This is a genomic window from Streptomyces sp. CHD11 (assembly GCF_018638295.1).
Classification (GTDB): Bacteria; Actinomycetota; Actinomycetes; order Streptomycetales; family Streptomycetaceae; genus Streptomyces.
On the sequence record NZ_JABTTS010000024.1, the window covers coordinates 1 to 26,044 of the forward strand.

Here is a 26,044-nt window from a genome sequence, read left to right on the forward strand (position 1 = left end):
GGTGCCGGCGCAACTGCTCGACCTCACGGAACGAACCCGCGTCCAGCAGCAGCTCGATACGCTCCCGCGCCGTCAGCTTCCCCTTGGCGTGCTGCGCCGCCGTCGCCTTCTCGCCCGGCCCGGCCACCGCCTGCGCACGGATCCCGTGCAGTTCGGCCACACGTCCGCGCGCGTCGGTCGGCTCACCCGGCGCCTCATCCAAAACGGTCATGTAGTGACCTTACGAAGCACACCGGGGAATGCCAGCCGTCGACTCCTCACAGTCCTCGGCACGATTTCCTGGTACCACTGAACAGAACCATGACGGCATGCAGGCGTTCCGACTGCTCAGAGGGCTTCGCGCTTGTAGGGGTCACACAAAGACGCCGTCTGAGAGCCGTCTCACATCCGTGGGTGGCGCATGCCTCCCCGGGAGTGACGCGCGGCCTCGGCCCGGGGACGGGCGGCCAGTGTCTCCACGGAGTCCCGGGTCTTCGGCCCCTCCGGCACCGGGTCGTCCCGGACGGTCTCCCCCGGTTCGCCCGTTCGGGTCGGCCGGCCCATGGGAAGGGTAGCGGTACGGCTGCGGCGGCGGCGCGGCCTCCCGCGGAGCCCGGCTGCCGGAGGCGCGGTCCTCGCGCGGGATGCGCGGCACGCGTCGGGGACGACGGCCACCGCCTCCTCCGGGCGGGTTCGGCGGCGGGGCACGTCGCGGGCGCCGGACGGCCCGTCGGTACGCGGGCACGGCCCCGCCCCGCAGAAGCGCGGGGCGGCCGTGACACGCGGTCAGCCGAAGCGGTCGAGGAGTCGGCGGTAGAGGTTCGGGGTAAGGGCGCGGACCCTGGCCGGAAGGGTGAGCCAGCCGGGTACGTAGGTCTCGTCGCGGGACCGGGAGACGGCGTCCCAGACGGCGGCCGCGACCCTGCCCGGCGAGGTCGGCCGGGGGTGGGCGCGGTGGTAGGGCCTGCCGCGGCGGACGAAGAAGCCCGTCTCGACGGGACCGGGCACGATGAGACTCACCCCCACACCTGTACCGCGCAGTTCCTGCCGGAGCGCCTCCGCGAACGCGGCGAGCCCCGCCTTGGCGGCGGAGTACACCGCCTCTTCCCGTACGCCCACGGAACCGGCCACCGAGCCGACGAGCACCACCCGGCCCCGGCCTGCCGCCACCATGGCGGGCAGCACCTCCCGTACGAGGTGCAGCGTGGCGTTGAGGTCGAGGAAGAGCACCCGGTCGATGTCGGTGTGCGGCATGGTCAGGAAGGGGCCCGCCCAGCCGATGCCCGCCACGGCGACCAGTACGTCGATCCGGCCGGTCTCCCGCAGCGCGGCCTCCGCCAGCAGCTTCGCCCCGTCCGGGGCGGCGAGGTCGGCGGGCAGCACGGCCGCCGCCGGGGCGCCGGAGGCGGTCTCCTCCAGCCGGCGCCGGTCCCGTCCGCTGAGCAGCAGATGCCAGCCCCCGGCGGCGAAGCGCCGCGCGGTGGCCGCGCCGATGCCGGAGGACGCGCCGGTGACGAGGGCGACCCGCCGGTCCGTGCGCGGCGGCCCGTGTCCGCGTGCCGCCGCGCGGGCGGAGGCCGCGGCACCGGCGGTGCCGTGTGCGGGGCCCGCCGGGGGGTCGTAGGTGGATCCGGAGCCGGTGGTGGTCACGAGTCGGTCTCCCATGCGCTGTCGCTGCGGTCCTCGTCATCCAGGACACCCCCGGCCCGGCGCACCCCGCCAGCGCTGCACCGTCGCCGGACCCCCGCCCGCCCGCCCCCGCGCCCCCGGGCGGCGCGGGCCGTTGCCCTGCCCGCGGGCGGGACACCGGCCCGGCGGAGCCCGCGCACGCGCCGCCCGCAGGACCACTCCTGCGTGCCGGGGATGCGGCCAAGCGGGCGTACGGGGAGCACGGCGTCCGGCGCGCCGGGTTACGAAGGGGAACGGCATTCTTCCGTCCCCGGTCCGTCCGCCCCCAGTGACGAGGTCACTCATGCGTCTGCTGCTCGTCCATCCCAGTGCCCTGATGTACTCCGAGATCTTCTTGCGGCTGGAACCTCTCGGCCTGGAACGGGTTGCGGGCGCCGCCCGGGAGGCGGGTCACGAGGTCCGGGTCGTCGATCTTCAGGTGCTCGGGGTCCGGAAGCTGCGCGACGAGGTGCGGTCCTTCCAGCCGGAGGCCCTCGGTATCTCACTGAACTACCTGGCGAACATCCCCGAGGCGATCGCGCTGGCCAAGAAGGTGAAGCAGGAGGTGCCGGGCTGCTTCGTGTTCCTCGGCGGGCACAGCGTGTCCTTCGTGGCCGAGGAGGTCGTCGAGCAGGCGGCGGGCGCGGTCGACGCGGTGGTCCGCGGCGAGGGGGAACCGGCCGTGGCACCGCTGCTGGAGGCGGTGCGGGACGGCGGCGTGGAGGGTGTGCCGGGCGTCGTCACCGCTGCCGGACGCGGCCCCGCACCGCTGATGCTGCACAGCATCGACGGGCCTCTCCCGGCCCGCGACCTGATGCGCAACCGGCGCCGCTACTTCATCGGCGAGCTCGATCCGTGCGCCTCGATCGAGTTCACCCGCGGCTGCCCCTGGGACTGCTCCTTCTGCTCGGCGTGGACCTTCTACGGCCGCAGCTACCGCAAGGCGTCGCCGGAAGCCGCAGCCGAGGACCTGGCGAGGATCCGCGAGCCGAACGTCTTCATCGTGGACGACGTGGCGTTCATCCGGCCCGAGCACGGCGACGCCATCGCCGCCGAGGTGGAGCGGCGCGGTATCCGCAAGCGGTACTACCTGGAGACCCGCTCCGACGTCCTGCTGCGCCACCCGGAGGTGTTCGAGCGATGGGCGCGGCTGGGGCTGCGCTACATGTTCCTCGGGATGGAGGCGATCGACGCCGAGGGTCTCGACCTGTACCGCAAGCGGGTCAGCCCCGACGAGAACATGAAGGCACTGGAGACGGCCCGCCGGCTGGGCATCAGGGTCGCGATCAATCTGATCGTGGACCCGGCCTGGGACGAGGAGCGCTTCCGGGTGGTTCGGGAGTTCGCGCTGGCGGTGCCGGAGATCGTGCACTTCACCGTGATGACGCCGTACCCGGGTACGGAGATCTGGCACACGGAGTCGCGCCGGCTCACCACCCGTGACTACCGCCTCTTCGACATCCAGCACGCGGTGGTGCCCACCACGCTGCCGCTGGCGCGTTTCTACGAGGAACTGGTGCGCACCCAGGCGGTCATCAACCGCAAGCATCTGGGGATGCGTACGGCGTTCGGCGCGGCGCGGGTGCTCGCCGGCAACCTGGCGCGCGGGCAGACGAACTTCGCCCGCATGCTGTGGAAGTTCAACCAGGTGTACAACCCGCGCCGGCAGCTCGCCGACCACGCGCGTCCGGTGCGCCACCAGCTGCCGCTGCCGCAGCGTCTCGACGTCGGCGACCGGCGCAGGCTGTACGTCCACACACGGAACGCGGCCGATGGCGCGCGGACCCGGTCGCGGCCGCCGAGGACGTAGGCGGGCCCGTCCCGTCACGGTGTTGCGGCCGGCCCCGCCGGGGAACCCGGCCGGGGCGGCGCCCGCCCGAACGGACGTCCCGGCCGCCGCGGACCGACGGGTTCCACGCGATTGAGGGCCCCTTCGCGACACCCTCCCCAAAGATGTTGAACTTTGAAGGGAATGGGTCTACGGTAGAGCTTGTTCGGTTAGTTGAATATTCAACCTGATCTCACCAGGAGGAACACCATGGGTATCTTCGGCCGCAAGGACGACGAGACCGCCACCGCGACCACCGCCGGCGCGGTGAGCCCTGACCTGGCCGCGCTGACGGGCGAGTACACCATCGACCCGGCGCACACCACGATCGGCTTCGTCGCCCGCCACGCGATGGTCACCAACGTCAAGGGCAGCTTCCAGGAGTTCACCGGCACGCTGCAGCTCGACGGCTCCGACCCGTCCAAGTCCACCGCCTCCCTGGACGTGGTGATGGACAGCATCGAGACGGGCAACGCCGACCGCGACGGCCACCTGAAGAGCTCGGACTTCTTCAAGACGGACGAGTTCCCGACGATGACCTTCCGCAGCACCAAGGCGGAGGCCCTGGGCGGCGACGACTACCGCATCACCGGTGACCTGAGCATCCTGGGCACCACCAAGCCGCTCACCATCGACCTCGAGTTCAACGGCGCCGCGACCGACCCGTTCGGCAACCAGCGCGTCGGCTTCGAGGGCAAGTCCGAGATCCTGCGCTCCGAGTGGGGTCTGACCTGGAACGCGGCGCTGGAGACGGGTGGCGTCCTGATCTCCGACAAGATCAAGCTGAACTTCGACATCTCGGCGATCCGCAAGGTGTGACGCCGGGCGGTGCCACCTGAGCGCGCCCGCCATCCCCCTCGGGGGAGGGCGGGCGCTCGGCGTTCTCACCGGGTGGCAGTCCGTTCGGTGGTGCCGCCCCCGCCGCCCCTTACCCTTCCCGTCCCCCCAGGGGGCGCTGCCCCCAGGGGTCTGCTCTAGAAGCCGCCGCCGAAGTCGCCGCCGCCGCCGAAACCGCCGCCGCCGCCGAAGTCGCCGAATCCGCCGCCGAAGTCACCGGCGTCGAAGTCCGCCCCGGACACGTCACCGCCTCCGTAGCCGCCGAAGTCGCCGTACCCGGCGCCGTAGTCGGACGCGTAGCCGGGACCGGCCATCATGCCGCCCAGCATGGTGCCGACCAGCAGACCGGGCAGCAGACCGCCGCCGAAGTAGCCGCCGGCCCAGGGACCGTACGCGGGGCCCGCCTCCCAGTACGGGCGGCGGCCATGGTCGGTGTCGACCTCACGGACCGCGGGGTCGGCGCCGTCGGCCAGGCGGGCACGGTCGGCCGCGCACACCGGGACCTCGCGTTCGGCTCCGCCCGGCGGTGTCCAGACGGCGTCGGCCACCGAGGGGCCGTGCCTCGGGTCGAAGAAGCAGGGCGAACGGCGCTCCGGCAGCGGGCGTCCGTCGCGGCGGGCGTCGAGGACTGCCAGGGCGAAGCGGCCGTCCTCCACCGCCTGGGTGACGGCCCGCACGTCCTCCGGTTTCCGCGCCGCCGCCATGTGCGACTTGGCCCGCTCGTAGGAGTCCAGCGCGTGCTCGTAGTCCGCACGCATCGCGTCGTCCGCGCCGGGTTCGCCGGGGTGGAAGTCCAGCCGGTCGAGCTCCTCGCCGAACGCGGTGATGTCCTCGTCGACCACCACCCGCAGCTTCTCCAGCGCGGCCCGCTGCTCCTCCTCGTGACGGCGCCGGTTGCGGCGGCTCACCGCGTACACGCCGGCACCGCCGGCCGCCAGTACCGCGCCGACGGTGATCAGCCCGCCGACGGGGACGTCGCCGCCGGACCCGTCGGTCCAGGAGCCCGGAGCGCCGCCGCCGGTGTTGCGCAGGGCACTGTCGACGAAGTCGTTCAGCTGGGCCTTGGCGTCCCCCGCGCCCTGCACGGACGTGACCAGGTTCTGTACGCCCTGCGGGCTCAGCACGCTGCGGTCGGCGCGGGCGTCGAACGCGTCGCCGAGCCGGATGCCGTACAGGCCGGTGACGCCGGTCTCGGTGCGCAGGTTCCGGAAGAGGTTCTCGGTCGGCTGATCCCCCGGGAGGACCGCGATGAAGACGGGTTTGTCCGACTCCTCGATCTTGTCGGCGAGTGCCTCGGCGTCGGACTCCGCGAGGATGTCCCGCGCGTCGGGATCGACGTAGACGGGACTCTCACGGAGTTCCTCGGCGATGACCGAGACATCCGTGGCCGCCTGAGCCCCCGGCGCACCGGCGATCAGGACCGCCAGTGCGGCGGCCACCGGAACGATCAGCAGGCGTATCAGGCGTATGTGGATACGCCTCGGCGCGTCCTTCATACGTTCGAAGGTACCCAAACGGGTGACAAAAAGACATCATGGCCGGCGGAGATTGCGGGGCTGGTTCTCCGCCACCCCGCCGGCCCCGTCGTTCGCGCGTCCTACGCCGCCGGTTCCACGCCGGCGCGCAGCAGCCCGTACGTGTACGCGTCCTCCAGCGCCTGCCAGGACGCGGCGATGACGTTGTCCGCGACGCCCACCGTCGACCACTCCCCCGCCCCGTCGGAGGTGGAGATCAGGACCCTGGTCGTCGACTGCGTGCCGTGCTTGCCCTCCAGGATGCGGACCTTGTAGTCCACCAGCTCCAGCTTGGCCAGCTGGGGGTAGATCTTCTCCAGAGCGACCCGCAGGGAGCGGTCCAGGGCGTTGACCGGGCCGTTGCCCTCCGCGGTGGCGACGATGCGCTCGCTCTTGGCCCACAGCTTGACGGTGGCCTCGTTGGCGTGGCTGCCGTCGGGGCGGTCCTCGACGATCGCGCGCCAGGACTCGACCTCGAAGTACTGCAGCGGCCGGCCCTCGGCCTCCGCGCGCAGCAGCAGTTCGAAGGAGGCGTCGGCCGCCTCGTAGGAGTAGCCCTTGAGCTCGCGCTCCTTGACCCGCTCGACGACCCGGCCCACCAGTTCCCGGTCGCCGCCGAGATCGATGCCGAGTTCCTTGCCCTTGAGCTCGATGGAGGCGCGGCCGGCCATGTCGGAGACCAGCATGCGCATGGTGTTGCCGACCTGTTCGGGGTCGATGTGCTGGTACAGGTCGGGGTCGACCTTGATGGCGGAGGCGTGCAGCCCCGCCTTGTGCGCGAAGGCGGAGACACCGACGTACGGCTGGTGGGTGGAGGGGGTGAGGTTGACGACCTCGGCGATGGCGTGCGAGATACGGGTCATCTCACGCAGCCGGCCGTCCGGGAGGACCTTCTTGCCGTACTTCAGCTCCAGCGCCGCCACGACCGGGAACAGGTTGGCGTTGCCGACCCGCTCACCGTAACCGTTGGCGGTGCACTGGACGTGGGTCGCGCCCGCGTCGACGGCGGCGAGGGTGTTGGCGACCGCGCAGCCGGTGTCGTCCTGGGCGTGGATACCGAGCCGGGCGCCGGTGTCGGCGAGCACGGTGGCGACCACGGCCTGGATCCGGGCGGGGAGCATGCCGCCGTTGGTGTCGCACAGGACGACGACGTCGGCGCCGGCCTCGGACGCGGTGCGTACGACCGACTTCGCGTACTCGGGGTTGGCCCGGTAGCCGTCGAAGAAGTGCTCGCAGTCGACGAAGACCCGGCGGCCCTGCCCCTTGAGGAAGGAGACCGTGTCCCGGACCATCGCCAGGTTCTCGTCGAGGGTGGTGCGCAGAGCGAGTTCGACATGGCGGTCGTGGGACTTCGCGACCAGCGTGATCACCGGTGCGCCGGAGGCGAGCAGCGCCCTGACCTGGGGGTCCTGCTCGGCGGTGGTGCCGGCGCGGCGGGTGGCGCCGAAGGCGACCAGCGTCGCGTGCCGGAAGTCGATCTCCTGCTGGGCGCGGGCGAAGAACTCGGTGTCCCGCGGGTTCGCGCCGGGCCAGCCGCCCTCGATGAAGCCCACGCCGAACTCGTCCAGGTGCCGTGCGATGGCCAGCTTGTCGGCGACGGTGAGGTTGATGCCCTCACGCTGGGCGCCGTCGCGCAAGGTGGTGTCGAAGACGTGGAACGAGTCGTCGGGCTCGCTGGTTGCGGTCATGGTCTGAAGGCTCCTGAGATTGATCTCGGTCTACCGGAATGACCGGTTCCACCGTTCCCCCATGGTCCCTCACGCTCGTCCCCCGGCTGTGGTTGGGCCGGGAAACAGAAAAACCTCTCGCGGGTGCGAGAGGTCTGCGCGCGGGTCGAGGACGACGGTGTCCGCCCGTACCGTGTCGTACGTGCGGTCACTGCGGACCGGCGCGCCTGCTGCCAATAATCGTGGCGAACGAGAGCACGGAGGAAGTCTGGCACAATCCGCCCCCGTGCTCACGATCCGTCTCAGGATGCGGGCGGTGGGTGTGCGGCGCCCCTCCCGCGCACCGGCACCGGTGCGCGGGAGGCGGGTGCGCGGCGGCCTTGCGGCCCGCACACCGTCGCGCTACGCGAGCCGGTGCATCCAGCCGTGCTTGTCCTCGGCCGTCCCCCGCTGGATGTCGAGCAGCGCGCGGCGCAGGCGGAGCGTGACCTCGCCCGGCTCGCCCCCGCCCTGCTGCCACTGCGCCCCGTCCCGCTTCACGGTCCCGACCGGCGTGATGACCGCCGCCGTACCGCAGGCGAAGACCTCGGTGAGGCTGCCGTTCTCCGCGTCACGCTGCCACTGCTCGGCGGAGACCCGCTCCTCGACGGCCTCGTACCCGAGGTCGCGGGCGACGGTGAGCAGGGAGTCGCGGGTGACGCCCTCCAGGATCGAGCCGGTGAGGGTGGGGGTGACGATCCTGTCGCCGTAGACGAAGTACAGATTCATCCCGCCCAGTTCCTCGACCCACCGGTGCTCCACCGCGTCGAGGTAGCAGACCTGGTCGCAGCCCTTGGCGGCGGCCTCGGCCTGGGCGAGCAGGGAGGCCGCGTAGTTGCCGCCGGTCTTGGCGTCGCCGACCCCGCCGGGAACGGCCCTGACGCGGTCCCCGGAGACCCAGATGGAGACGGGCCTCACGCCGCCCGGGAAGTAGGCGCCGGCCGGGGAGGCGATGACCAGGAACAGGTACTCGTTGGCCGGCTTCACGCCCAGCCCGACCTCGGTCGCGATCATGAACGGGCGCAGGTAGAGGGATTCCTCGCCGCCGTGGGCAGGCACCCATGCCTGGTCCTGGGCGACCAGTGCGTCGCACGCCTCGATGAAGGTCTCGACCGGAAGCTCGGGCATGGCGAGACGCCGGGCGGAGCGCTGGAAGCGCTCGGCGTTCTTCTCCGGGCGGAAGGTGGCGACGGATCCGTCGGGCCGGCGGTATGCCTTCAGGCCCTCGAAGATCTCCTGGGCGTAGTGCAGCACGGTGGTCGCGGGGTCGAGGGAGATCGGCGCGTACGGGACGAGCCGGCCGTCGTGCCAGCCGCGGCCCTCGGTCCACTTGATCGTCACCATGTGATCGGTGAAGTGGCGGCCGAACCCGGGGGCGGCCAGGAGCGCGTCGCGCTCCGCGTCGGAGAGCGGGTGGGCGGAGGGCTTGAGCTCGATCGTGGGCGTCGTCATGAGTGGTTGTCCTTCACCGGTTGTAGTGACGGGCCGCGCACACGCCCGTACGGCCTTCCGGCCAGTACTTGGACGTCCGAGCATTCCCTCATTCCGCGGCTCCGCGTTCGATTATCGCCCGGAGGCGGCGGCGGAAGAAATGGGGTGGCGGCGGCCCGGTGGTCGATGGTGACACCCGGCGGGGACAGGGAGAAGCCGCCGGGCGCTGTGACGACCCGGCGGCTTCGAGTGGTGTCGAGAGGGCGCCTGGTCAGCCGGCTACTCGTGCGGCGAGTGCGTCGCCGATCTCCGAGGTGCTGCGGGCGGGCAGGTCGCTGCGCTCCGCGAGGTCGGCGGAGACGGCGTCCTCGATGCGGGTGGCCTCGGCGTCGTGGCCGAGGTGGCGCAGGAGGAGGGCGACGGACAGGACCGTGGCACTGGGGTCGGCCTTGCCCTGACCGGCGATGTCCGGGGCCGAGCCGTGCACCGGCTCGAACATGGACGGGAAGGCGCCGGAGGGGTTGATGTTCCCGCTCGCGGCGACGCCGATGCCGCCGGAGACGGCCGCGGCGAGGTCGGTGATGATGTCACCGAAGAGGTTGTCGGTGACGATGACGTCGAAGCGGGCCGGGTCGGTGACGAGGTAGATCGTCGCGGCGTCGACGTGGATGTAGTCGGTGGTGACCTCGGGGAACTCCTCGGCCACCTTGTTGAAGATGTTCGTCCACAGGTGGCCTGCGAAGGTCAGCACGTTGTTCTTGTGGACCAGCGTGAGCTTCTTGCGCGGGCGGGCCCGGGCGCGGGCGAAGGCGTCGCGGACCACGCGCTCGACACCGAAGGCCGTGTTGACGGAGACCTCGGTGGCGACCTCGTGCTCGGTGCCCTTGCGGATGGTGCCGCCGTTGCCCGTGTACGGCCCCTCGGTGCCCTCGCGGACCACCACGAAGTCGATCTCGGGCCGGCCGGCGAGCGGGGAGTCCACACCGGGCTGGAGCTTGCTCGGCCGCAGGTTGACGTGGTGGTCGAAGGCGAAGCGGAGCTTCAGCAGGAAACCGCGCTCGAGGACACCGGAGGGGACCGAGGGGTCACCGATGGCGCCGAGCAGGATGGCGTCGTGCCGCTTCAGCGCGTCGAGGTCGGCGTCGGTGAGGGTCTCACCGGTCGCGTGGTAGCGCGTGGCGCCGAAGTCGTAGTCCTTGGTCTCCAGCTTCACATCCTGCGGAAGGACGGCGGAGAGGACCTTCAGGCCTTCGGCCACGACCTCCTGGCCGATGCCGTCACCGGGGATCACTGCGAGATTGATGCTGCGAGACATGCGGGCACCCTACTCCTCGTCCCACGGGATGACATACGGCGTCCGGCATACGGACGCCGTGGGCGTGTCAGTGGCCGGTCGAGCCGCCGTTGTCCCGGCGGTCGAGGGCGCGCTGGAGGGCGGCCGCGGCGTTCTTGCGGTCGGATTCGCTCGTACGGGGGGTGTGGCGGACGCGGCGGCGGACGGTCGTCTCGGCCATGGTGCATCGACTCCTCAGGCATACCTGGGGTACGGAAAGGGGGTGACTGGAGGCCGGGGCGGGGAGCGGCGGACCGCAGGGGTTGCCTGCGCGGGTCCGGCTCACGACCGCCGTTCGCTCGATCGAGCGCGTCGTTCGGCTCCTACAAAGCTAAGGGAGCCGGGCGCGCCTGTCTGCACAATTACTCGGACTTCCTACTATCTGAGACGGTGGACCCGGTCACACCGCTCCCACCTGCGGACATGCCGAACGGGCCAGGTCGGGGGGAGACCTGGCCCGTCCGGGGTCGGGGTGGGCGTCAGCCCATGTGCGGGTAGGTGTAGTCCGTCGGCGCGACCAGCGTCTCCTTGATGGCGCGGGTCAGTGTCCAGCGCATCAGGTTCTGCGGGGCGCCCGCCTTGTCGTTGGTGCCCGAGGCACGGCCGCCGCCGAAGGGCTGCTGGCCGACGACGGCACCGGTCGACTTGTCGTTGATGTAGAAGTTTCCGGCCGCGTAGCGCAGCTTCTCCATCGTGTACGCCGCCGCCGCGCGGTCGCCCGAGACGACCGAGCCGGTGAGGGCGTAGTCGGACACCGCCTCCATCTGGGTCAGCATCTCGTCGTACTCGCCGTCCTCGTAGACGTGGACGGCGAGGAACGGACCGAAGTACTCCGTGCGGAACACCTCGTTCTCCGGGTCGGAGCACTCGACGACCGTCGGGCGCACGAAGTAGCCGACCGAGTCGTCGTAGGAGCCGCCCGCGACGATCGTGCAGGTCTCGTCCTCCCGGGCACGGTCGATCGCGGCCTTGTTCTTGGCGAAGGACCGCTCGTCGATGACGGCGCCCACGAAGTTCGACAGGTCGGTGACGTCACCCATGGTCAGGTAGTCGACCTCGGCGGCGAACTCCTCCTTGAAACCGTCGTTCCAGATGGACGCCGGGATGTAGGCGCGGGAGGTGGCGCTGCACTTCTGGCCCTGGTACTCGAAGGCCCCGCGGGTCAGGGCGGTCTTGAGCACGGCGCGGTCGGCGCTCGGGTGGGCGACCAGGAAGTCCTTGCCGCCGGTCTCACCGACCAGACGCGGGTAGGTGCGGTACTTCTCGATGTTGTTGCCGACCGTCTTCCACAGGTGCTGGAAGGTCTTGGTCGAGCCGGTGAAGTGGATGCCCGCGAGGTCCCGGTGCTCCAGGGCCACCTTGGAGACCTCGATGCCGTCACCGGTGAGGAGGTTGATGACGCCCTTGGGCAGCCCCGCCTCCTCCAGCAGCCGCATCAGCAACACGGCGGCGTGGGTCTGCGTCGGGGACGGCTTCCAGACCACCACGTTGCCCATCAGGGCCGGGGCGGTGGGCAGGTTGCCCGCGATCGCGCTGAAGTTGAAGGGCGTGATCGCGTAGACGAAGCCCTCCAGCGGGCGGTGGTCCATGCGGTTCCACACGCCCGGCGAATTGGCCGGGGGCTGCTCGGCGAGGATGCCGCGCGCGTAGTGGACGTTGAAGCGCCAGAAGTCGATCAGCTCGCAGGGGCTGTCGATCTCGGCCTGCTGGGCCGTCTTGGACTGGCCCAGCATGGTGGAGGCGGCGATGGTCTCGCGCCAGGGGCCGGACAGCAGTTCGGCGGCGCGCAGGATGATCGCCGCTCGGTCGTCGAAGGACATCGCGCGCCAGGCGGGCGCGGCGGCGAGGGCCGCGTCGACGGCGTCCTGGGCGTCCGCCTGCGTGGCGTTGGCGTAGGTGCCCAGGCGGGCCTTGTGGTTGTGCGGCTGCACGACGTCGAAACGCTCGCCGCCGCCCATCCGCCGCTCGCCGCCGATGGTGCAGGGGAGGTCGATCGGGTTGTCGGCCAGCTCCTTGAGCCTGGCCTCCAGCCGGGCACGCTCGGGCGTCCCGGGGGCGTAGCCGTGCACCGGCTCGTTGACGGGGGTGGGGACCTGGGTCACAGCGTCCATGAGCTACCTCTTCCGGGTGATTCCCTGGGCTCCGGTCGGGTGGACCGAAGAGCACGTGCGTATGTTGGGCGTCGGTCAGGGCTTGACCGTCACACGCTCACGTGTGAGAAGCCCTTCGGGCGGAGTCACGGCTTCCGCAACTCCTTTCCGTCGGATCGGGATCGGCTGGGCCGATCAAGGACGGCGGCTGCCACGACCCGGGGCACGACCCGGGTGATGACAGCTGCCGCTCAGCCCTTGGTGATCATGCTTCGGGCGAAGAACCGGAGGTTCGCCGGCTTCTCCGCGAGACGGCGCATGAAGTAGCCGTACCAGTCGGTGCCGTAGGCCGTGTAGACGCGCATGCGGTGACCCTCCGCGGCCAGCCGCAGGTGCTCGTCGCCGCGGATGCCGTAGAGCATCTGGAACTCGTACTCGTCGGGCTTGCGCCCGGCCGTGCGGGCCAGTTCCTGGGCGATGGAGATCAGGCGCGGGTCGTGGGACCCGATCATCGGGTAGCCCTCGCCCTCCATCAGCGTCCGCAGGATGCGCACGTACGCCTTGTCGATCTCGTGCTTCTGCTGGTAGGCGACCTCTGCGGGCTCCTTGTAGGCGCCCTTCACCAACCGTACGCGACTGCCGGCGGCGGCGAGGCGGCGCGCGTCCTCCTCGGTGCGGAAGAGGTAGGCCTGGATGACGCAGCCGGTCTGCGGGTGGTCCTTCCGCAGTTCCTGGTGGATGGCGAACATCGAGTCGAGGGTGGTGTGGTCCTCCGCGTCCAGCGTGACGGTGGTGCCGATGCCGGCGGCTGCCTCGACGACGGGGCGGACGTTGGCGAGCGCGCGTTCATGGCCGCCGGGGAGCGCCTGTCCGAACATCGACAGCTTCACCGACATCTCGGCCCGGCCGCCCAGCTCCAGCGGTCCCAGCCGGTCGATCAGCTCCAGATAGGCGTCCCGCGCGGCGGCCGCCTGCCCGGGGGTGGTGATGTCCTCACCCACGACGTCCAGGGTCAGTTCCAGGCCGTTGCCGGTGAGCTCCCGGACGACCGGCAGGATCTCGTCGACGATCTCGCCGGGGATGAACCGGTCCACGACCTGTTTGGTCACCGGGGCGGCCGACACCAGGCGTCGCATCCGGTCGCTGCGCGACGCGGCGAGAATCACGGGACCCAGCACGGGGCACCTCCACAAGCTGCACGAGGCCGTCGCCCGACGTTTCGGATACGGCACGGAGAACCACCGTGAAACCTACGGATGCCCCCGATCCTCGGCCACGGACAGCTGTCACGCATCCGTGCGGCAGATCTCAGACAGATGTATGAAGGCGCGCGGTTCTGCGGCAGAATGCCCTGGTGACATCGGAACACAGGGACGACTACCAGGAGCTGGTGGACGAGATCTCGGAGCAGCTCGGCGCTCCGGCGACCCTGGAGAACCGCGACTTCGAGCTGATCGCCTTCGGGGCGTACGACAGCGAGGACGATCTCGATCCGTCCGCGCTGGACCCCGTGCGTGCCCGCTCGATCCTGACCCGCCGGTCGACGGCCGCGGTCCGCGCCTGGTTCGAGGGCTTCGGCATCACGCGCGCGACCGGTCCGGTCCGTATCCCGCGGACCCCGGAGGCGGGCGTGCACCGCGGGCGCGTCTGCCTCCCGGTACGCCATCGGGGGGTCGTGCTCGGCTACGTCTGGCTGCTCGACTACGACCCGGGCCCCTCGGAACAGCAGCTGGACGCGGCCATGCGGGTGACGGCACGGATCGGCGCGCTGCTCGCCGACGAGGCGCAGCACGGCGCCGACCTCACCCGCGAGCTGCGGGCGGTACTGACCGCGGAGCGGGACGGGCAGCGGGAGGTGGCCGTCGCCGAGCTGCGCTCCGCCCTCGGCAGCCGGGCCGACGGTCCGCACACGGTGGTCTGTGTCGCGCCCTGGCCCTCCGCCGACCCAGACGACGCTCCGTCGGTCCGTACGGTGCCGGGTGCGACGGCGCTGTGCTCCCTGCCGTGGGGAGCGGGGGGATCGGCGCTGGCCCTGCTGCTGCGGCTGCGCTCGGCGGAGGTACTGACCCCGGCGACGACGGCGGCCTCACGGCTGCTGGACCGGGCGCGGGACAGCGCGCCGGGCGGCCGTGACAGCGGCCGGGGCGGGGGTGGCCCCGCGGTGACCGCCGGGATCGCCGCGCCGCGCACCGGTCTGGCCGGCCTGGGGAGGGCCTGGGCCGAGGCGTCGGCGTCCGCGCGGGCGGCGCTGGCCGAACCGCGGCTGGGGCCGGTCGCCCGGTGGGCGTCGATCGGCGCCTTCCGGCTGCTGACGGCGCTGCCCGCGGGCTCCGCCCGCGACCCCGCCGTCAGCCCCCTGTTCTCCCCCGCCCAGCGCGAACTGGCCCGCACGGCCGAGACGTATCTGGACTGCGCGGGCCGGGCCGGCCGTACGGCGGCCGGGCTCGGCATCCACCGCCAGACCCTGTACTACCGCCTGTCGCGGATCGAGCAGCTGACGGGCCTGGACCTGGACGACGGCGAGGACCGCCTGCTGCTGCACATGGCGCTCAAGGCGGCCCGGCTATGACCCGGCTGCCGTACGGCCGCCCCTGTCAGGTGCGGTAGGCGTAGTACGCGGCCGTCGGGTACGAGGCGATGATGCTCGCGACCGACCGGCGGTGCGTGTTGGTGGAGTGGTAGCTCAGATACGGCACACCCTGCGCGCTGCGGTGCGTGACGATCATGGTGTGGTCCTTGGACCCGTTCCTGTCGAAGTCCACCTGCAGCACGTCACCGATGTCCATCTGGTAGACGTTGGCGAGGCTGGTGGCGCGCTCGGTGTTCAGGGCGAACCAGGACCACTCGTTGACCCCGATGAACGAGTGCGACTGGATCGTGCTGTTGCCGAACCACCTGGTGTAGTCGTACACATAGCCCGGCACGTGCTTCCAGCCGCCCGCCTTCAGGGCCTGGCTGACGAAGTTGGTGCAGTCGCCGCCGGCACCCTGCCCGTCGAAGCTCGGGTACTCCGGGTTGTAGTCGCGCCAGTACTTGTCCGCGTAGGCGGCCATCGCCCGGTAGTCGTACTCGCCGCCCGTGAGGTCCTTCGGGGCGGCCGGCGCGGGCCGGGTGGTCTCGGCACGCGGGGACGTCGGCGTGGTGGTGGCGGCCTTGGCCGTGGTGGAGGCCGAGGCCGAGGGGGAAGGGGACGCGCTGGGCGCGGGCGCGGGGTCGACCTCCGGCTGGGCCGGCTGGTTGACCGCGAGCTGGTCGTCGCCGGCCTCGCGGATGCCGGTCAGACGCCAGTTGCCGCGCCGGTCGGCCTCGAAGGTCAGCTGGTGGTCCGCCTGGAATCCGGTCGACTTCGGCTCGTCGCCGCGGACCTTCTTGTACGTCAGCGTCGTGGTCTCGGTGACGTTGACGACGGCCTTGTGGCCGTTGACCCGGGTTCGGTTCAGGGCGACGGTGGTGTTGGCGGCGCTGTACCTCTCGCCGTGCCGGGCGAGCCGTTCCCTGCGGTCACCGAGCCGGTCCAGGGCCGAGCCCTCGGTGCGCACCGCCTTGGAGGACAGCGCGACCCTGCCGGAGAAGCCGCCGGTTGTCGCCTTCTTCCCGCCGGGCCGGTCGACCAGCGCGTTGGTGCGGTCGGTGAAGACCGCGTCGGCCAGCCGCTGGAAGGTCGCCTTGGTCCGGGCGTCCACCTCGGGCTCGGCCGTCGTGGAGGCCCCCGCACTCCAGTTCGGAAGCAGCGCCGCTCCTGCGATGGCCGAGGCGGCGGCCGCCGTGACTATGGTCGCGCGGCTCCGCGTACGGCGCAGCTTTCTTGACTTCACTGTAGCTCCCCTCTTTCCGGCGGACGGTCGCCGGAGTAAGCGGAGTTTCGCACGCCGCATGTGGCTGTTGTGAAGGGGGTGTTGCCTTTGCCCGTACGGTAGTTACCGGACCGTCACCACGACGGGCCGGCCGTCGCGGTCGCGGCTACTTCACGACCGTGGACCAGTCCGGGGACTGCGCCGGATCCAGGGAGCGCAGCCGCTGCAAGGTCTCCGGATCCTGGACGTCCATCCAGTCCGCGAGCTCCCTGAAGGACACACACTTGACGTCCTTTCTGGGGCACACGTCCTTGATAACCTGCTCGACGGCCTTCATGTAGATTCCGCCGTTCCACTCCTCGAAGTGGTTGCCGATGAACAGCGGCGCCCGGCTGCCGTAGTAGACACGGTCGAAGCCCGCCATGTAGGTGCCGACGGTCTCCTGCTGCCACCGCGGATACTGGGCCGGGTCGCCGTCGGTCTCCCCGTCGGACTGGTTGTAGAGGAAGTTGAAGTCCATGGACAGCCCCTGGTACTTGCCGCCCTCGTACGGAAGCATCTGGAGCGGGAAGTCCCAGATGCCCTCCTTCTTCACCGGCCATATCTGGAAGTCGCCGGCGGAACTGGCGTCATAGCGCCAGTCGTAACTCCGGGCCGCCTTCAGCAGGTTCTCCTGGCCCTCCAGGCAGGGGGCACGGCCGCCGATGACCTCCCTGTCGATGTCGAAGGGCAGCGGGTCGATGTCGGTGAAGCCGGTGTTGGTCTTCCACTTCTTCACGAACCCGTAGAACTGGTCGATCTCGCTCTTCCACTCCTCGACGCTCCAGTCACCGCCGCCCTTGGCGCCGCAGAAGTGCCCGTTGAAGTGGGTGCCTATCTCATGGCCGTCCTTCCAGGCGCCGGAGAGCTGTTCCAGGGTGGTGCGTATGTGCTCGTCGGTGGGGAGGCTGATCGCGGCACTGCCGGTGGGGTGCTGCGGCGGCTCGTACAGGTCCTTCTTGCTCTTGGGCAGGAGGTAGATGCCGGTGAGGAAGAAGGTCATGTGCGCGTCGTACTTCTTCGCCGTCTCCCGGAAGTGCGCGAAGAGCCCGTCGTCGCCCTGGAGCGCGCCGTCCCAGGAGAAGACCACGAACTGGGGCGGCTTCTGCCCGGGCCTGAGCGGCTTCGCCTCGAACCTCTTCTTCTGGGGGCCGGTGTAGGAGGTGGACCCGTCACCGATCACCTCGGTACGGCCGTCCCACTCCGGCTCCCCGGACGCCCGCGCGCCCGACCGCCGCGGAGTGTCCTCCCTGGCGGACGCGGTCGGGGCGGTTCTGTCGTCGCCGGAGAGCGCCAGGTAACCGATGACGAGGGAGGCGACCACGAGGGCCGCCGTCAGCGTGAGGATGTGTCGGCGGGCGGGACGGCGGGTTGCTCGGGCCTTGCGTCGGCGGCCCGACGGCTGCTTCATCTGCGGCTCGACCTCTTGGGGACAGGGGACAGGGACGGGGTGCGGTGGCCGGTGCGGTGCGGTCTCGGCCGCACCGGTGTCTCAGCCACCCGGTTCGAGAGCGCTCGACCAGATGCCGTACGGGACGCTGTCGGCGGGTGTGCCGCCCAGGCCCTCGAGCGGCAGGGGTTCGAGGCTCTCGTTCAGATCGATGCGGTAGACGACCACCGCGGTGGTCGCCTTGTCCAGGCTGCCGACGTACCAGGCGGCGGTGTCGTCCTCGGTCGTTCCCACCTTGCCGGCGGCTCCGGCCGGAGTGTCTCCGTGAGCCGTTCTGTAGGCGTCGGTCAGGGCGGACTGGACCTCGCGTGCGGTGTCGGCGCTCACCGCGCGGCGGACACCCGGCGGGGGGAGGCTCACCTTGTCGCCGGCGCGGGTGATCTTCCGTACCGAGTACGGCTCGGTGTGCACCCCGTCGGCGACGAAGGTGGCGTAGCCGCTGGCCATGCGGATGGCGCTGGGTCTGGCGCTGCCGGCGGCCAGTGCGGGCACCTGGGCGCCGATGCTGGAGGGCAGCAGCCCCGCGGCCTCGGCGGTGGCACGCACGTTCTCCAGCCCGGTGTCCATGCCCAGCTGCATGAACGGGGTGTTCACGGACAGGGCCAGCGCCCGGTGCAGGCTGATCCGGCCGTAGGACTTGCCGCCGTCGTTGCTCGCGGCCACCTTGCGGCCGCTGCGGTCCCAGTAGGGGCCCTCGGGTGTGGTGACGGGGACTCCGTCGTCGCCGTCGTAGAGCTCCTCACCGGTCACCGGCGTGGGTGTGCCGTCGCGGGTGCGGCGCACCCCGTGCTCCAGGCCGGCGGCGTACACGAACGGCTGGAAGGCCGAACCGGCGGAGACGGTGGTCGCGTTGGACTCGTTGTAGCCCTGTTTGCGGTGGTCGGGTCCGCCGTGGACGGCGAGGATCCGGCCGTCGGCGGCGACGGAGGCGGCACCGTAGTGCGCGGTCCTGGCCGCCTTGGGGTGCTTCTTGCGGCCCTGCTCACGGGCCTTGGTGACGGCCTTGGTGAGTTCGGCCTCACGCTTCTTGTCGAAGGTCGTGTAGATCTGGTAGCCGCCGAGGTCGAAGTCCCTGTCGGAGATCTTCGCGGTCTTCTTGACGTACTGGACGGCGAGTTCGACCAGGTAGTCGCTCTGCTCGCCGGTGGCGTACAGCGGGTTGCTCTTCAGCGGTTCGGGGAACTGCCGGTACTTCGCGCGCTCCTGCGGGGACAGCTTGCCGATCGACACCATCCGGTCGAGGATCCACGACCAGCGCTCCACCGCCCGCTCGCGGTTGGCCGCGCTGAGCGTGGGGTCGAACAGGCCGGCGCCCTTGAGGAGAGAGGCGAGGAAGGCGGCCTCGCTGACGTCGAGTTCCTGCACCTCCTTGCCGTAGTAGGCCTGCGCGGCGCGCTGGATGCCGTAGGTGCCGCGGCCGTACCAGCTGGTGTTGAGATAGCCCTCGAGAATTCTGTCCTTGCTCATCTCGTTGTCGAGTTTGAGCGCGATCATCGCCTCGTCGAACTTGCGCCCGAGCGTCCGGTCCTGGCTGAGGTAGACGTTCTTGACGTACTGCTGGGTGATGGTGGAGCCGCCCTCGGTCTCGCCCTTGCCCACGGTGCGCAGCAGGGCGCGCGTGATGCCGGAGAGGGAGATGCCCGGGTCGCTGTAGAAACTGTCGTTCTCGGCGGCGAGCACCGCCCAGCGGACGTCCTCGGGGATCTCGTCCAGCGGCATCGCCTGCCGCTGCACCCAGCCGGTACGGGCCAGCGGGGTGCCGTCGGCCCAGAAGTACACGTTGTCCTGCTGGGTGGCGTAGGTGTTGAGGTCCTCCGGGATGTCGGTGGTGGCGTAGGCGGTCACCAGGAAGAGGGTGCTCAGGCCGGAAGCGGCGAGGAAACCGCCGAGTGTCTGGCGCCAGGAGGGGACCCAGCGGCGCCAGCCCGCGCGCCCCGGCCGGGGATAGTGCGGGCGCAGCCGGCGGGCATACGGGCCGAGGAGAGCGGCGACGGGGCCGAGCACCGGCTCCAGCCGGGCGGCGGCGGCACGGCGGACGGGCGCCAGCCGGGCGCCGAGGATTCCGGTGGACGGGGAGGCGGGTGTGCGGGCGGCCCTGCGGGAGGGCCGGGCGGCGGGTGCGTCCCGCTCGGGTATGCCGCCCTCGGGTATACCGCCCTCGGGCACGCGCAGTTGCATCGTCTCGTCGACGGACGCCCGCAACTGCTCGACGCCCAGTTGCATCGTGGCGTCCGGCGCGGGCGGCAGCTCCTCGCCGTCCCCCCGCTCCGCGCCCCCCTGGCCCACCCGGGTCATACCCGTGCCCCTCTCCGCACATCGCACGGTCGCGGAAGCGACCACACGAACATACGAGAGTCGAGGTTCCCGGCCAGGTCACCGGCCGTCACCCCACTCCCCCCATGCACCAACACCACGGCGCACACAACTTACTAACACTCTGACCATATAAGTTCGACCGGCTTCCGGGGTCGGATGGGGAGGCGCTCGTCACGTCTTCCCCGGAAACCCCCCGACCCCCCGGAACCCCCGCGACTTCGGACCGCGAGGACCGCTCGCCGCCGCGTGCGGTCAGGACCGGGTGTCCGCGGCGGCCGCGGCGATCAGCCGGCGGAGGCCCTCGGTGAGCCGCTCGGCGTCGGGGGCCCCCTCGGGATCGAAGGCCCACTGCGCCATCAGCCCCATCAGCAACGTCGTGTAGAGACTGCCGACCGTGTCCACGGCCTGCTCCGACACGTCCTCCTCGCGGCCGCCCATGAGCAGGGCGACCAGGCCGCGGGAGCCCTCCCGCTGCGCCCTGGCGAGATGGTCGCGTACGCCGGGTACCTGATCGCCCATCACCACGATCTCCAGGCTGAGCCGCCACAACGAGCCCGGCTCCCGCATGGTGCCGATGATGTTCGACCACACCGACGCGAACCGCTCCAGCGAGCCGTCCGCCCCCCGCACATCGCCGTCGAAGGCCTCGGACATGCCCTCCACCAGCTCCACGTACGCCTGCGCCAGCAGCGCGTCCCTGGACCCGTAGTGATAGCCGATGGACGCCAGATTGGTCCCCGACTCCCTGACGATGTCCCGGGCCGTGGTGCGCACGAATCCCTTGGCGAGCAGGCAGCGCTTGGCGCCCTCCAGCAGATCCTCACGGTGTCCCATGGCGCCACCCTACCCGCCCGTCCATACGAGCGTCTTACACATCTGTTCTAGACGAACGTATAAGACGTACGTACAGTCACCGGTATGACAACGACTCCCGCCCGCGCGGGCCGCCGTGAATGGACCGCGCTCGCCGTCCTGATGCTTCCGCTGCTCCTGGTCTCGATGGACGTCTCCGTCCTCTACTTCGCCGTCCCGGAGATCAGCGCCGACCTGGAACCGAGCGGTACACAACTGCTGTGGATCTTCGACATCTACGCCTTCGCGGTGGCCGGGCTGCTGATGACCATGGGCTCGGTGGGCGACCGCGTCGGGCGCCGCCGACTGCTGTTGGCCGGAGCCGCCGCCTTCGGCGCGGCGTCCCTCGTGGCCGCGTACGCCGACAGCCCCGAGGCACTGATCGCGGCCCGCGCGGTACTCGGCCTCGGCGGAGCGACCCTGATGCCCTCCACCCTGGCGCTCGTCCGCACGCTCTTCGCCGACGCCGCCCAGCGGGCGACGGCGATCGCGGTGTGGTCGGGAGTGATGACGGCGGGCGTGGCGCTCGGCTCCGTGCTGAGCGGGCTGCTGGTGGAGTACTTCTGGTGGGGCTCGGTCTTCCTGGTGAACCTGCCGGCGATGGCGCTGCTGCTGCTCCTCGGTCCGATCCTGCTGCCGGAGTCCAGGGATCCCGCTCCCGGGCACTTCGACTGGCCGAGCGTTCCGCTGTCGATGGCAGCCGTGCTTCCGGTGGTCTACGGACTGAAGGAGATCGCGTCCGACGGCTGGAACGTGCGGTACGTCGTGTCGGTCACCGTCGGTCTGCTCTTCGCCGCGCTGTTCGTGCACCGGCAGCGGACGGCCGCCTCACCGATGATCTCCCCGGCGCTGTTCCGGGGCCGCGGCTTCTCCCCGGCCGTCGGCCTCAACCTGGTCACCATGTTCGGGATGATGGGCTCCGCCTTCTTCACCACGCAGTACCTCCAGTCGGTGCTCGCGAAGAGCGCTCTGGAGGCCGCCCTGTGGGCGCTGCTGCCGTCGGTGCCCATCGGATTCGCGGCAGCGCTCGCGGCCGGTCTGGTGCGGCGGGGGGTCCCCCGCGCCCATGTGGTGACGGCCGGCTTCGCCACCGGCGCGTGCGGCTGGGCGCTGCTGTGGTTCGTGGACACGGACGCGCTGGTGCTCACCCTGGTCGCCTGCGGTGTGCTCGCCTCGGGCGTCACCATGGTGATGTCCCAGATCATGGATCTCGCGCTGGGCGCCGCCCCGGTGGAGCGGGCCGGCTCGGCGTCCTCCCTGATGGAGACCGGCGCGGAGTTCGGCGGGGCGCTGGGCATGGCGGTCCTCGGCTCCATCGGGGCCGCGGTGTACCGCGCCGGGATGCCGGAGACCGCCCCCGCGGCGGCCCGCGAGACGCTGGGCGGCGCGCTGGCGGTCGCGGAGGATTCGCCCGGCCCCACGGGGGACGCCCTGGCGGCCGCGGCACGGGAGGCGTTCACCCACGGCATACAGGGGGCGGCGATCGCGGGCGCGCTGGTGTTCGCCGGGGCGGCGGTGCTGGCGTCGGTGACGCTGCGTCGGGTGCGGGTGCGGAAGGGGACGTGCACGGAGGAGACGTGCACGCAGAACGCCGGGCCGGCTGATCGGCTCAGCCGGCCCGGCGTGTGAGAACGACCGCGTCGCGGGGCGGACGGGGCCCGGGGGCAAAAACCCCGGGCGGCGTCACACCAGGTTGATCGACCGGGCGGAGTTCGCCCCGATCTCCGCCGACAGTTCGGCCAGAACCCCGGTGGAGACGGTGTCGTCGACCGTCAGCACGGCGAGCGCCTCGCCGCCGACCGTCGCGCGGGCCACCTGCATACCCGCGATGTTGATGCCCGCCTCGCCCAGCACGCGGCCCACCGTGCCGACGACACCGGGACGGTCCTCGTAGCGCAGGACGACCATGTGGTCGGCGAGCGCCAGGTCCACGTCGAACTCGCCGACCGCGACGATCTTCTGCACGTGCTTGGGACCCGCCAGCGTGCCGGAGACCGAGACCTCCTCGCCGTCCGAGAGAGTGCCGCGCACGGTGACGACGTTGCGGTGCTCCGCCGACTCCGAGCTGGTGGTCAGCCGGACCTCGACACCGCGCTCCTGGGCGAACAGCGGGGCGTTGACATAGGACACCGTCTCGTCCACGACGTCCTCGAAGACGCCCTTGAGCGCGGAGAGCTCCAGCACCTTCACATCGTGCTGGGTGATCTCGCCGTACACCTCGACGTCAAGGCGGACCGCGACCTCACCGGCGAGCGCGGTGAAGATCCGGCCGAGGCGCTCGGCGAGCGGCAGACCGGGCTTGACGTCCTCGGCGATGACCCCGCCCTGCACGTTCACCGCGTCGGGCACCAGCTCACCGGCGAGCGCGAGGCGCACCGAGCGGGCGACGGCGACGCCGGCCTTCTCCTGGGCCTCGTCGGTGGAGGCACCCAGGTGCGGCGTGCAGACGACCTGGTCGAACTCGAACAGCGGGGAGTCGACGCACGGCTCCTTGGCGTACACATCGAGGCCGGCACCGGCCACGCGGCCCTCCTTGAGCGCCGAGTACAGCGCCTCCTCGTCGACGATGCCGCCGCGCGCGGCGTTGATGATGCGCACGCTCGGCTTGACCTTGCGCAGCGCCTCGTCGCCGATCAGACCGAGGGTCTCGGGCGTCTTGGGCAGGTGGACGGTGATGAAGTCGGAGACCTCGAGCAGCTCGTCGAGGGACAGCACCTTGACGCCCATCTGGGCGGCCCGCGCGGGCTGTACATAGGGGTCGTAGGCGACGACCTTCATGCCGAAGGCGGACATGCGCTGCGCGACGAGCGCGCCGATGCGGCCCAGGCCCACGACACCGAGGGTCTTCTCCGCGAGTTCGACGCCCGTGTACTTGCTGCGCTTCCACTCGTGGTTCTTGAGCGCGGCGTTGGCCTGCGGGATGTTGCGCGCGGTGGCGACGATCAGACCGCAGGCGAGCTCGGCGGCGGTCACGATGTTCGAGGTGGGAGCGTTGACGACCATCACGCCGGCCTTGGTGGCGGCGGAGACGTCCACGTTGTCGAGGCCGACGCCGGCGCGGGCTACGACCTTGAGCCTGTTCGCGGCGGCGATGGCCTCGGCGTCGACCTTGGTGGCCGAGCGGACCAGGATCGCGTCCACGCCGGCGATGGCCGGAAGCAGTTCAGCACGGTCAGCGCCGTTGCAGTGGCGGATCTCGAAGTCCGGTCCCAGTGCGTCGACGGTGGCGGGCGACAGCTCTTCAGCGATGAGTACGACAGGTTTCGAGCTCACGTGAGTCCTCACAAGTCCAATGCGGACGGCCGTCCCGACGGCCGCAGGCGGTGAAGAAGTGCTAGCCGCGTGGAAGACGCACGACGCTGTGGGCCTGACGCGTTTGTTGGAGACCAGTCTAGTGGCGCGGGGCGGGTCGTCCTGCGCCTCCGCGGATTGATCACCCGGAAGAGGCGGTACGGAGAGCCGGCCCCTCGGAGGTCCGAGGAACCGGGTGCGGGGCAGAGCCCCGCGACGGCGCCCGGCACATACCGGGCCGTCGCGGGGCGGCTCGGCTCAGGCCTCCTCGTCGACCCAGCTCATCAGCTTGCGCAGCTCCTTGCCGGTGGTCTCCAGCAGGTGCTCGGAGTCCTGCTTCTTGTACTCGTTGTACTTCTTCAGGCCGCCGTGGTACTCGTCCATCCACTGCTGCGCGAAGGTGCCGTCCTGGATCTCGGCGAGGACCTTCTTCATCTCCGCCTTGGTGGCGTCGGTGATGATGCGCGGACCGGTGACGTAGTCGCCCCACTCGGCGGTCTCGGAGATCGACCAGCGCATCTTCTCCAGGCCGCCCTCGTACATGAGGTCCACGATCAGCTTCAGCTCGTGCAGGCACTCGAAGTAGGCGATCTCCGGCTGGTAACCGGCCTCGGTCAGGGTCTCGAAGCCCGCCTTGACCAGCGCCGCGGCACCACCGCAGAGGACGGCCTGCTCGCCGAAGAGGTCGGTCTCGGTCTCCTCGGTGAAGGTGGTCTTGATGACGCCGGCGCGGGTGCCGCCGATGCCCTTCGCGTACGACAGGGCCAGCGCGAAGCCGTTGCCCGTGGCGTCCTGCTCGACGGCCGCGATGCAGGGAACGCCGCGGCCCTCCTCGTACTGACGGCGCACCAGGTGACCCGGGCCCTTGGGGGCGACCATGCAGACGTCCACGCCGGCCGGGGGCTTGATGAAGCCGTAGCGGATGTTCAGGCCGTGGCCGAAGAACAGGGCGTCGCCGTCCTTCAGGTTGTCCTTGATGTGCTCCTCGTAGACCTGGGCCTGGATCGGGTCCGGGACGAGGATCATGATGACGTCGGCCTCGGCGGCGGCCTCGGACGGGCTCACCACGCGCAGGCCCTGCTCCTCGGCCTTGGCCTTGGAGCCCGATCCCTCGTGCAGACCGACGCGCACGTCGACGCCGGAGTCGCGCAGCGACAGGGCGTGGGCGTGGCCCTGGCTGCCGTAACCGATGACCGCGACCTTGCGGCCCTGGATGATGGACAGGTCGGCGTCGGCGTCGTAGAACAGCTCGGCCACTTTGGGTTCTCTCCTTGAGTGCAGGCGTTGCGTCCCACCGTATGACGGCGGGGGGAGGGGAAGTTTCTCAGTCTCGGAATACGGGCGGCCGGTGTCGCGGCCGGCCACCCGTTTCGCCGTCCTACGCCGACCGGTCCAGGGCGCGCAGCGACCGGTCCGTGATCGAACGGGCACCGCGTCCGATCGCGATCGTGCCGGACTGGACGAGCTCCTTGATGCCGAACGGCTCGAGCATCTTGAGCATCGCGGACAGCTTGTCGCTGCTGCCGGTGGCCTCGATGGTCACGGCCTCCGGGGAGACGTCCACGGTCTTGGCGCGGAACAGCTGGACGATCTCGACGATCTGGGAGCGCGTCTCGTTGTCGGCGCGCACCTTCACCAGAACGAGTTCGCGCGCGACGGCGTGCCCGGGTTCGAGCTCGACGATCTTCAGCACGTTGACGAGCTTGTTGAGCTGCTTGGTCACCTGCTCCAGCGGGAACTCCTCGACGCTCACCACGATGGTGATGCGGGAGATGTCGGGGTGCTCGGTGACCCCCACGGCGAGGGAGTCGATGTTGAAGCCTCGGCGGGAGAACAGGGCGGCGATCCGGGCCAGGATGCCGGGGGTGTTCTCCACCAGGACGGAGAGCGTGTGCTTGGACATGATCTGCTTCCTT

The 26,044-nt window shown here is 70.8% G+C and carries 20 protein-coding genes; 4 read left to right on the top strand and 16 right to left on the bottom strand.

Annotated features, from left to right (window positions below; translation table 11 throughout):
- Positions 1-211 (bottom strand): carboxyl transferase domain-containing protein (locus tag HTV45_RS22040; RefSeq protein WP_285899674.1); only part of this gene is annotated, 211 nt, incomplete at its 3' end.
- A gap of 554 nt (positions 212-765) precedes the next feature.
- Positions 766-1,629: an SDR family oxidoreductase gene (locus HTV45_RS22045; protein ID WP_215207645.1), complete on the bottom strand. Its 864-nt coding sequence runs from the start codon at positions 1,627-1,629 to the stop codon at positions 766-768.
- A 322-nt stretch (positions 1,630-1,951) separates the two neighbouring features.
- Between HTV45_RS22045 and hpnR the strand changes: the two genes are divergently transcribed.
- Both hpnR and HTV45_RS22055 read left to right on the top strand, forming a co-directional pair.
- Positions 1,952-3,457 (top strand): hopanoid C-3 methylase HpnR, encoded by a 1,506-nt coding sequence (gene hpnR / locus HTV45_RS22050; protein ID WP_215207564.1) that lies wholly within the window; start codon positions 1,952-1,954, stop codon positions 3,455-3,457.
- Positions 3,458-3,685: 228 nt separating this feature from the next.
- On the top strand, positions 3,686-4,294 hold the full coding sequence (locus tag HTV45_RS22055; protein ID WP_215207565.1) for a YceI family protein: 609 nt from the start codon (positions 3,686-3,688) through the stop codon (positions 4,292-4,294).
- Positions 4,295-4,449: 155 nt separating this feature from the next.
- On the opposite strand, the gene HTV45_RS22060 is transcribed toward HTV45_RS22055, so the two are convergent.
- The 7 genes from HTV45_RS22060 to HTV45_RS22085 form a co-directional block, all read right to left on the bottom strand.
- Entirely contained in the window at positions 4,450-5,808 is a 1,359-nt protein-coding gene (locus tag HTV45_RS22060; RefSeq protein WP_215207566.1) for a hypothetical protein, read from the bottom strand.
- Positions 5,809-5,909: 101 nt separating this feature from the next.
- Positions 5,910-7,514 (bottom strand): citramalate synthase, encoded by a 1,605-nt coding sequence (gene cimA / locus HTV45_RS22065; RefSeq protein WP_215207567.1) that lies wholly within the window; start codon positions 7,512-7,514, stop codon positions 5,910-5,912.
- Between the two features lie 381 nt (positions 7,515-7,895).
- The gene (locus HTV45_RS22070) at positions 7,896-8,984 is read right to left on the bottom strand and encodes a branched-chain amino acid aminotransferase (protein ID WP_215207568.1); all 1,089 of its coding nucleotides are present in this window, start codon (positions 8,982-8,984) and stop codon (positions 7,896-7,898) included.
- A 250-nt stretch (positions 8,985-9,234) separates the two neighbouring features.
- Positions 9,235-10,278 carry a 3-isopropylmalate dehydrogenase gene (locus tag HTV45_RS22075; RefSeq protein ID WP_215207569.1) on the bottom strand — a complete coding sequence of 348 codons (1,044 nt, stop codon included), beginning with the start codon at positions 10,276-10,278 and terminating at the stop codon, positions 9,235-9,237.
- 67 nt (positions 10,279-10,345) lie between these two features.
- Complete coding sequence (locus HTV45_RS34870; RefSeq protein ID WP_106979167.1) at positions 10,346-10,477, bottom strand: hypothetical protein; 132 nt, start codon at positions 10,475-10,477, stop codon at positions 10,346-10,348.
- Positions 10,478-10,775: 298 nt separating this feature from the next.
- A complete protein-coding gene (pruA, locus tag HTV45_RS22080) occupies positions 10,776-12,407 on the bottom strand; it encodes an L-glutamate gamma-semialdehyde dehydrogenase (RefSeq protein ID WP_215207570.1) in 1,632 nt (543 codons plus the stop codon).
- A 230-nt stretch (positions 12,408-12,637) separates the two neighbouring features.
- Positions 12,638-13,564 carry a proline dehydrogenase family protein gene (locus tag HTV45_RS22085; RefSeq protein WP_215207571.1) on the bottom strand — a complete coding sequence of 309 codons (927 nt, stop codon included), beginning with the start codon at positions 13,562-13,564 and terminating at the stop codon, positions 12,638-12,640.
- A gap of 176 nt (positions 13,565-13,740) precedes the next feature.
- Between HTV45_RS22085 and HTV45_RS22090 the strand changes: the two genes are divergently transcribed.
- Positions 13,741-14,955, top strand: coding sequence for a CdaR family transcriptional regulator (locus HTV45_RS22090; protein ID WP_215207572.1), 1,215 nt, complete (start codon positions 13,741-13,743; stop codon positions 14,953-14,955).
- A 25-nt stretch (positions 14,956-14,980) separates the two neighbouring features.
- On the opposite strand, the gene HTV45_RS22095 is transcribed toward HTV45_RS22090, so the two are convergent.
- The 4 genes from HTV45_RS22095 to HTV45_RS22110 form a co-directional block, all read right to left on the bottom strand.
- On the bottom strand, positions 14,981-16,201 hold the full coding sequence (locus HTV45_RS22095; RefSeq protein WP_308309724.1) for an amidase domain-containing protein: 1,221 nt from the start codon (positions 16,199-16,201) through the stop codon (positions 14,981-14,983).
- 145 nt (positions 16,202-16,346) lie between these two features.
- Positions 16,347-17,630 carry a hypothetical protein gene (locus HTV45_RS22100; protein ID WP_215207574.1) on the bottom strand — a complete coding sequence of 428 codons (1,284 nt, stop codon included), beginning with the start codon at positions 17,628-17,630 and terminating at the stop codon, positions 16,347-16,349.
- 81 nt (positions 17,631-17,711) lie between these two features.
- Complete coding sequence (locus HTV45_RS22105; RefSeq protein WP_215207646.1) at positions 17,712-19,892, bottom strand: transglycosylase domain-containing protein; 2,181 nt, start codon at positions 19,890-19,892, stop codon at positions 17,712-17,714.
- A 345-nt stretch (positions 19,893-20,237) separates the two neighbouring features.
- On the bottom strand, positions 20,238-20,819 hold the full coding sequence (locus tag HTV45_RS22110) for a TetR/AcrR family transcriptional regulator (RefSeq protein ID WP_215207575.1): 582 nt from the start codon (positions 20,817-20,819) through the stop codon (positions 20,238-20,240).
- An 84-nt stretch (positions 20,820-20,903) separates the two neighbouring features.
- Here HTV45_RS22110 and HTV45_RS22115 point away from each other — a divergent pair, with 84 nt between their 5' ends.
- On the top strand, positions 20,904-22,466 hold the full coding sequence (locus HTV45_RS22115) for an MFS transporter (RefSeq protein ID WP_215207576.1): 1,563 nt from the start codon (positions 20,904-20,906) through the stop codon (positions 22,464-22,466).
- A gap of 54 nt (positions 22,467-22,520) precedes the next feature.
- Here the strand turns inward: HTV45_RS22115 and serA are convergent, their stop codons facing one another.
- The 3 genes from serA to ilvN form a co-directional block, all read right to left on the bottom strand.
- Positions 22,521-24,110 carry a phosphoglycerate dehydrogenase gene (gene serA / locus HTV45_RS22120; protein WP_215207577.1) on the bottom strand — a complete coding sequence of 530 codons (1,590 nt, stop codon included), beginning with the start codon at positions 24,108-24,110 and terminating at the stop codon, positions 22,521-22,523.
- 276 nt (positions 24,111-24,386) lie between these two features.
- The gene (gene ilvC, locus HTV45_RS22125; protein WP_215207578.1) at positions 24,387-25,385 is read right to left on the bottom strand and encodes a ketol-acid reductoisomerase; all 999 of its coding nucleotides are present in this window, start codon (positions 25,383-25,385) and stop codon (positions 24,387-24,389) included.
- Between the two features lie 121 nt (positions 25,386-25,506).
- On the bottom strand, positions 25,507-26,031 hold the full coding sequence (gene ilvN / locus HTV45_RS22130; RefSeq protein WP_215207579.1) for an acetolactate synthase small subunit: 525 nt from the start codon (positions 26,029-26,031) through the stop codon (positions 25,507-25,509).
- Between the last annotated feature and the right edge of the window lie 13 nt (positions 26,032-26,044).